Source organism: Roseateles sp., assembly GCF_044373315.1.
In the GTDB taxonomy this organism is placed as follows: domain Bacteria; phylum Pseudomonadota; class Gammaproteobacteria; order Burkholderiales; family Burkholderiaceae_C; genus JACDQM01.
In genome coordinates, this window is record NZ_JBILQK010000018.1 from 49,462 (window position 1) to 56,008 (window position 6,547).

2 protein-coding genes, 1 tRNA gene and 1 pseudogene are annotated in these 6,547 nt (G+C 66.6%); 2 read left to right on the plus strand and 2 right to left on the minus strand.

What is annotated here, in order from left to right; all coding sequences use genetic code 11:
* The first annotated feature begins 7 nt into the window (after nucleotides 1–7).
* Nucleotides 8–4,162, plus strand: a complete 4,155-nt coding sequence (locus tag ACIQ67_RS06780; protein WP_397533603.1) for a translocation/assembly module TamB domain-containing protein — start codon at nucleotides 8–10, stop codon at nucleotides 4,160–4,162.
* A gap of 67 nt (nucleotides 4,163–4,229) precedes the next feature.
* Nucleotides 4,230–4,304, plus strand: a tRNA-Arg gene (locus ACIQ67_RS06785).
* 356 nt (nucleotides 4,305–4,660) lie between these two features.
* Here the strand turns inward: ACIQ67_RS06785 and ACIQ67_RS06790 are convergent.
* A complete protein-coding gene (locus tag ACIQ67_RS06790; protein WP_397533604.1) occupies nucleotides 4,661–5,620 on the minus strand; it encodes a THxN family PEP-CTERM protein in 960 nt (319 codons plus the stop codon).
* A 484-nt stretch (nucleotides 5,621–6,104) separates the two neighbouring features.
* A pseudogene (locus ACIQ67_RS06795) lies at nucleotides 6,105–6,547 on the minus strand (ornithine cyclodeaminase); the annotation flags it as partial.

Consider the following 6,547-nt stretch of genomic DNA (forward strand, 5'->3'; position numbering starts at 1 on the left):
GCGCCTCGTGAGCCAACTCGCCCCGGACCTTCCGCCCGGCAAGCCGCAGCCAGACCCGGCGCCAGCGTCGGCGCCCCAGGCGCGCCGACGGCTGCGCAGCCACGGTCTGCTGACGGCCAGTCTGCTGCTGCCAGGCATTGCGGCTGCCGGCGCCTTGGCGCTCTGGTGGAGCCTCAGCACCGAGGGCGGCAGCCGTTGGCTGCTGGGCCAGGTGCCGGATCTGCGCGTTGAAGAACCGCAAGGGGCACTGCTGGGCGACTTCTCCGCGCGGCGCCTGCACTGGCAAGGTCGCGACGGCCTGACGCTTGAAATCAGCAGCCTGCGCTGGCACGGACTGAAGCTGAGCTGGACCAGCTCGCCGCTTCTGTGGGCCCAGATCGACGCCACCTCGATGCAGGCCGAACGTGTCGCGCTGAACTGGCCCGACAGCGCGCCGAGCGATAGCGCCTTGCCAGCCAGCCTGGAGCTCCCCTTCGGGCTGCGCGTCGACAGTCTGCAGATCATGGAGCTGCAGTTTCCTGGCCTGGGCAGCACGCAGCCATTGCGGAATCTGCAGGCCAGCGTGCAGCTCGGCACCGAGCAAGGCCTGCAGCATCGCCTGCAACTGCAGGGCCTGAACTGGGACCAGTGGCAGTTCACCGGACAGGCCCGGATCGCAAGCCAGCGAGACTTCATGCTGCAGGCCGACGTGCAGGCGCGGCGTGGCGGCGGCGGTGCGCACTGGCAGGCCGATCTGAACCTGCAGGGTCCGCTGGCTGCGCCGCAGGCAAAGGCGGAAGTCAGCGGAGCCGGCCAGCGCCTGAGCGCCAGCGCCGAGCTCAGGCCGCTGGCCGCCTGGCCGCTACACAGCGCCGAACTGCGCGCAGACAAGCTCGACCTTGCCGGCCTGCACAGCAGCCTGCCTGACACGGCGCTGAGCGGCCATGTTCAGCTGCAGGCCAGCAGCCGGGATAAGCCCGCCTTCGTCAAGGCCAGGCTCAGCAACGGTCTGGCCGGACGCTGGGACCAGGGCCGCTTGGCGCTGCGCCAGCTGACGCTGGATGTGCAGGGCCGGCCGGACCAGGCAGAGGATCTGGCCAAGCTGCGCATCGACGCGCTGGACCTTGAACTCGGCAGCTCGGCCGAGCCCGGCGGGCGCATCGTCGCCAAGGGCTCGGCACTGGATCTGCAAGCGCGCGTCAGCGAGCTGCGACCGGCCGCGCTGGACGCGCGCCTGCCTAGCGTCCAGCTCTCAGGCCCTGCAACGCTGAAGGGCCAGGCCAGCACCGGCACGCCACTGCCGGCCTTGCAGCTGGAAACAGCCCTGAGCGGCGTCTGGAATTCGGCCCGTGGTGTGCAGCCACTGACGCTGACTCTGACGGCACGCCACAAGGACCGCCGCCTGGAGCTGCAACAGGCGCGACTCAGTGCTGGCGGCTCGATGCTGGAAGCCCGGGGCCAGGCCTTGCTCGGTGAGTCCGGCGCCTGGCAGCTGGATGGCAGCGTCAGCGCGCGGGCCTTCGATCCGCGCCTGCTGTGGGCCGGCACTGCCAGCAGTGCCTGGCAGCGCGGCCGCCACGAGTTGAATCTTTCGTTGCAAGCCTCGCTGCAGCAGCCCGGCCGCAGCTGGCCGCGCTGGCCGCAGGGACAGGCTCGACTGGTGCTTGAGCCGAGCATGCTCAATGGTGCAGCACTCACCGGTGCGCTGGACTACCGCGGCAGCGCTGCGTCAGACCCCAGCACCGGCAGCCCGGCCTTGCAAGCTGAGCTGCAGCTGGGCACGAACACGCTGAAGCTGCTGGCCAAGGCGCCCGGACAGACCTCGCTCGGGCTGGATGCCCGGCAGCTCGCCTCGCTGCAGCCTGTGCTGGCCTTGTGGGCGCCACAGGCGCAGCTCAGCGGCAGCGCACGTGCGCAACTGGAGCTCATGCCTAAAGGTGAGGCCTCTGCAGAGAAGCCGCTGGCCGGCGAGTGGCGGGCCACAGGCCAGGTCAGCATCGAGCAACTGCAGCTCAGGGGCCTGCCAGGGCTGGGCGCTCTCAGGCTCGCCAGCGCCGCGCTCGATCTTGACGCAGGCACGGCAGCCGACGCTGCGCTGCGCCTGGATGCACGCATGCAGCAACTGACGCTGGGCAGCGCGCATATGGCCCAGTCCCGGCTCGACTTGCAAGGCAGCTGGGCGCGCCACCGGCTGAAGATCGACAGCCAGGGCTCCCTTCCGCTTCCCGCCTGGGCCACCGTGCTGGCGGGGCAGGACGGCGCAGCGCTCAATGCGGCTGTGAGCCTCGAGGGCAGTTTCCCGGTCAATCCCTGGCAAGCCCGACGCGCCAAGGCCGCCATGGATTGGCAGGCCCGCAACGCATCCGTGCTGCTGCGCCCCGGCAAGCCAGGCCTGCCCGCCTGGCTGGATGCCGAGTCGCTTTCGATGACAGCCCGCCTCGGCCCGGGCGGCGACTTGCAGCAAGTGGCGCTGGCGCCAGGACGCACCGAGCTCGCCGGGGCCTTGCTTCGCTGGAGGCAGCTGCAATGGCAGGCTGCGCCGACAGCTGGCGCGGCGCCGCTGGTGCTGGCTGATGTCGAGCTGGCCCCACTGGCAGTGGCGCCGCTGCTGGCCCGTTGGCAGCCCGACTTCGGCTGGGGGGGCGATCTGGTGATGGGCGGACGCGCCTTGCTGCGCAGTGCGCCAGAGGTGGAGATCGATATCGCGCTGCAGCGCAGCGATGGCGATCTGAGCGTGACCGACGACGCCGGTGTCCAGGCCCTGGGTCTGACTGAGTTGCGACTGGGGCTGCTGGCGCGCGCCGGCACCTGGCACTTCACACAGGCGGTGGCGGGCAACAATCTGGGCGTGCTCGGCGGCGCACTGACGGCTCGCGCCGACCCGCGCGCGCTGTGGCCCGGGCCGGATTCGCCGCTGGAAGGTGTGCTCAGTGCCCAGGTCGACAAGCTCGGCAGTTGGGGCGCCTGGCTGCCGCCGGGCTGGCGCCTGGCCGGTCAGTTCAAAGCCGGCATCAGCCTGGCCGGGCGCCTTGGCGCACCGGAGATCAAGGGCCAGGCCGAGGGCATAAACATCGGGCTGCGCAATCCGCTGCTAGGCGTGGATGTCAGCGAAGGCAGCTTCGCCATGAAACTGGAGGGCGAAACCGCCACGCTGGAGCGGCTGAGCGCCAAAGGCGGCACGGGCACCTTCAGCGCGCAGGGCAGCGCCGAACTGGGCGAGTCGCCCAAGGCACGGCTGGAGCTGCAGGCCGACAAATTCCGTCTGCTCGGGCGCGTCGACCGTCGGCTCACCGCCAGCGGCCAGGCCAGGCTGGATCTAGGCGAGCAGTCGCTGAAGCTGGAGGGCCGATTCAGGGCTGATGAAGGCCTGTTCGACTTTTCGCGGGCCGATGCCCCCAGCCTGGATGACGATGTCCGCGTGCGCAGGCCGCAGGCCGTGCTTGCCGAAGCGGCAGCGCCAAAAAGCAAGGTGGCGCGCCAGATCGATCTGCGCCTGGCGCTGGACCTGGGCGATCAGCTGCGCGTCTTCGGCCGTGGCCTGGACACGCGCCTGCGCGGCGAACTGCTGCTGAGCCATGCGCAGGGTCGACCGACACTGACCGGCACGGTGCGAACAGCCGGCGGCACCTACGAGGCCTACGGCCAGAAGCTCGAGATCGAGAAAGGTGAGATCAGCTTCATCGGCCCGCTGGACAACCCGCGCCTGGACGTGCTGGCGGTGCGGCCCAACACCGATGTGCGCGTCGGCGTCACGCTAGGCGGCTCGGCGCAGAACCCGCGCGTCAAGCTCTACTCCGAGCCCGAAATGGCTGAAACCGACAAGCTGTCCTGGCTGCTGCTGGGCCGCGGCCCTGAGGGCCTGGGCCGCGCCGACACCGCATTGCTTCAGCGCGCCGCGCTGGCCCTGCTGGCCGGCGAAGGCCAGAGCCCTTCGGGCAAGCTGATCAAGAACCTTGGGCTGGACGACATCTCGGTGGCGCAGGATGCTGACGAGACGCGCGGCACGGTGGTGCGGCTTGGAAAGCAACTCTCCAACCGCTGGTATGTCGGCTACGAACGCAGCCTCAACGCCACCACCGGCAGCTGGCAGCTGATCTACCGCATCGCGCAGCGCTTCACGCTGCGCGCGCAAAGCGGCGAGCAGAACGCGGTGGACTTGATCTGGCAGTGGAAGTGGCAGTGAAACTGGGCCTGACCGGCGCAAAGCTCATGCGACAATCCGCGCCGCCCTGTCTCACCGGGGCCAGCGTCTCTCCGTAGTTCAATGGATAGAACGGCCGCCTCCTAAGCGGCAAATGTGGGTTCGATTCCCGCCGGAGGGACCAAGGCAAGATTTCAGAAGGCCTCGCAAGGCATCAAGCCTCTAAGCAAATCAACGGCTTAGGGGCTTTTTCTTTATCAGGACGACTCAGGACCGAGCTCTACAGCGCAGAGTAGCCAGGGGAACAAACCGGGGTAACGGGGCAAATTGGGGGAGTTGTTCCCCGGCTCCCTGATCCGGGACACCGGGGAACGCCAGATGCTGACCGATGCCGACTGCAAGCACACCGCCTGCCCGCCTAAGATGAAGGCGCTCGAGTCAGTAGCGCGGAGCATCGCACCCGTAAAAAAGCGCCCCGTGGGGCGCTCACTGTGCTGCCAAACCTGAGCATAGGAATGGCAGCGTGCTCGAAGCCAGAGCTCAAGCCTTGCGGCGGCGTGCAGCTGCTGCACCAGCCAGAGCCAAGCCGACCAGACCCAGCGAAGCCGGCTCAGGGATTTCAAGCGGATCTGTCGTCACAGCAAAGCCGAAGATCGCCGTCGTTTGAGCCGCCTCTGTCGTGCGGAATCCAAAACAGCCAGCGTTCAAACCAAGGGCCGAGCATTCGCCAGCCACAAGCTGGGCAATCGGGAATGCACCTCCGTTCGGATCCAGCACGAAAACGCTGGCGAAGTAGGTGCGCATGAAATCGTCGCCATTGCCCAAGATGCCGTCAGCGCCCGAATCAGCATATTGGAAGGCTTGATTCAAGGTGGTGATGTCGAAGCCAAACAGATCTTCGCAACCACTTGCGGGCACCGCTAGCCCATCTTCGCAGCGCCCATTTGTCCCGTCATTCGAAGTCTCAAGGAACTTGAAGTTGAAGTTCAGTGTCGGGGCATTCACCAAAGGCTGCCCGACGTACTCACTTGGCGCCGTCGGCGTCAGCGTGAGCGTGTCATTGATGGTCCCCGATTGAAGCGTTCGGAAACTCGCGCTGATCGGGTTGTTCCAATGGGTAAACGAGGTGCCGATGCCAACCTGGCCCGCACCGACAGATGGCGTCACCCCAATCGCCGTGTTCACGCTGCCGGTAACGGGGCCACCGCCTGTACGGGCACCCGTCTGGCCGTTGCCAACGGTCAGCGCGCTGCGGTTATTGTCGGAATTCCCTGATGGGCTCTGGAAGTTTCCGGACCCACTGCCCCAGGACAGTTCGTAATCCTGTTGGTTCGTCGTCCCAGAGCCGCTCCCGAAGGTCGCGCTTGTGAACTTGGAGTTCGTCGAGTAGTTCCAGCTCGCGACAGGCGCAGCCATGGCTGCACTAGCAACCAGCGACAACGCCGCGGTGACCAGACCGACCGAACGAAGAGTACGAAATACACGAATGACTGACTTCATCTTAAACCTCCAAACAACGGTTACAACAAACGGGCTTTTCCCATCAAACCGATAAGCATTAACCGTGCCAAAAATACGGCTTTACCATGAAGCCGCATGTAACCCGATGAATTCAAAAGTATTTTTTTTCCGCTTGTTGGCAAGCCGGTGTGCAACGGGCCGGATGCACATCGCCATGTAAACAATTCCGACAGACCACTCCGTGCGGTTCTGGCGCGGGGGGCGGGCGAGGGCCCAGGCATCAGGCCGAATGTCTGATCCGATTGCCTTCGGACAGTCCGACGCAACCGCCCTGTACCGTGCCATATCGTCCGACGAGAACTGCTGCGAAGTGACGGCCACGCAGCCGAGGGGGTCGCCTCAACCAAGGCGGGGAACAAAGCGGCGAACAGTTCCAGAGCCCCATCGAACTGCGCCAATCAAGTCAACCACTTTGACTTGACTTTGCGCTCCCTGCCACATGCCTTGGACTCCGCCAGCGCCTTCAGGCCACGCGCCGCATCACCGCCCGTGCCGCACCCGTGCGGGTGTGGCGAAACAGGTCCTTGGGGTCATCGGCGGTGGGCACCAGTTGCACAGGGCTGCCCAACTGCAGGCGTTCGGCCTGCGCATTCACATAGCGCAAGGTGGCGCAGTCCTCCAGCGCAAAGCCCACCGAGTCGAACACGGTGATCTGCTCGGCGCTCTGCCGGCCGGTCTCGGTGCCGGCCAACACGCGCCACAGGTCGACCACCGGAAAACCCGCCGGCAGCTGCTGGATGTCGCCTTCGATGCGCGTCTGCGGCTCGTACTCGACGAAGACGCGCGCCGCGCGCAGCACATCGGCATGCAGCTCGGTCTTGCCGGGGCAGTCACCGCCGACACCGTTGATGTGCATGCCGGGCTCGATCATCTCGGGCGTGATGATGGTGGCGTAGGCCTTGTCGG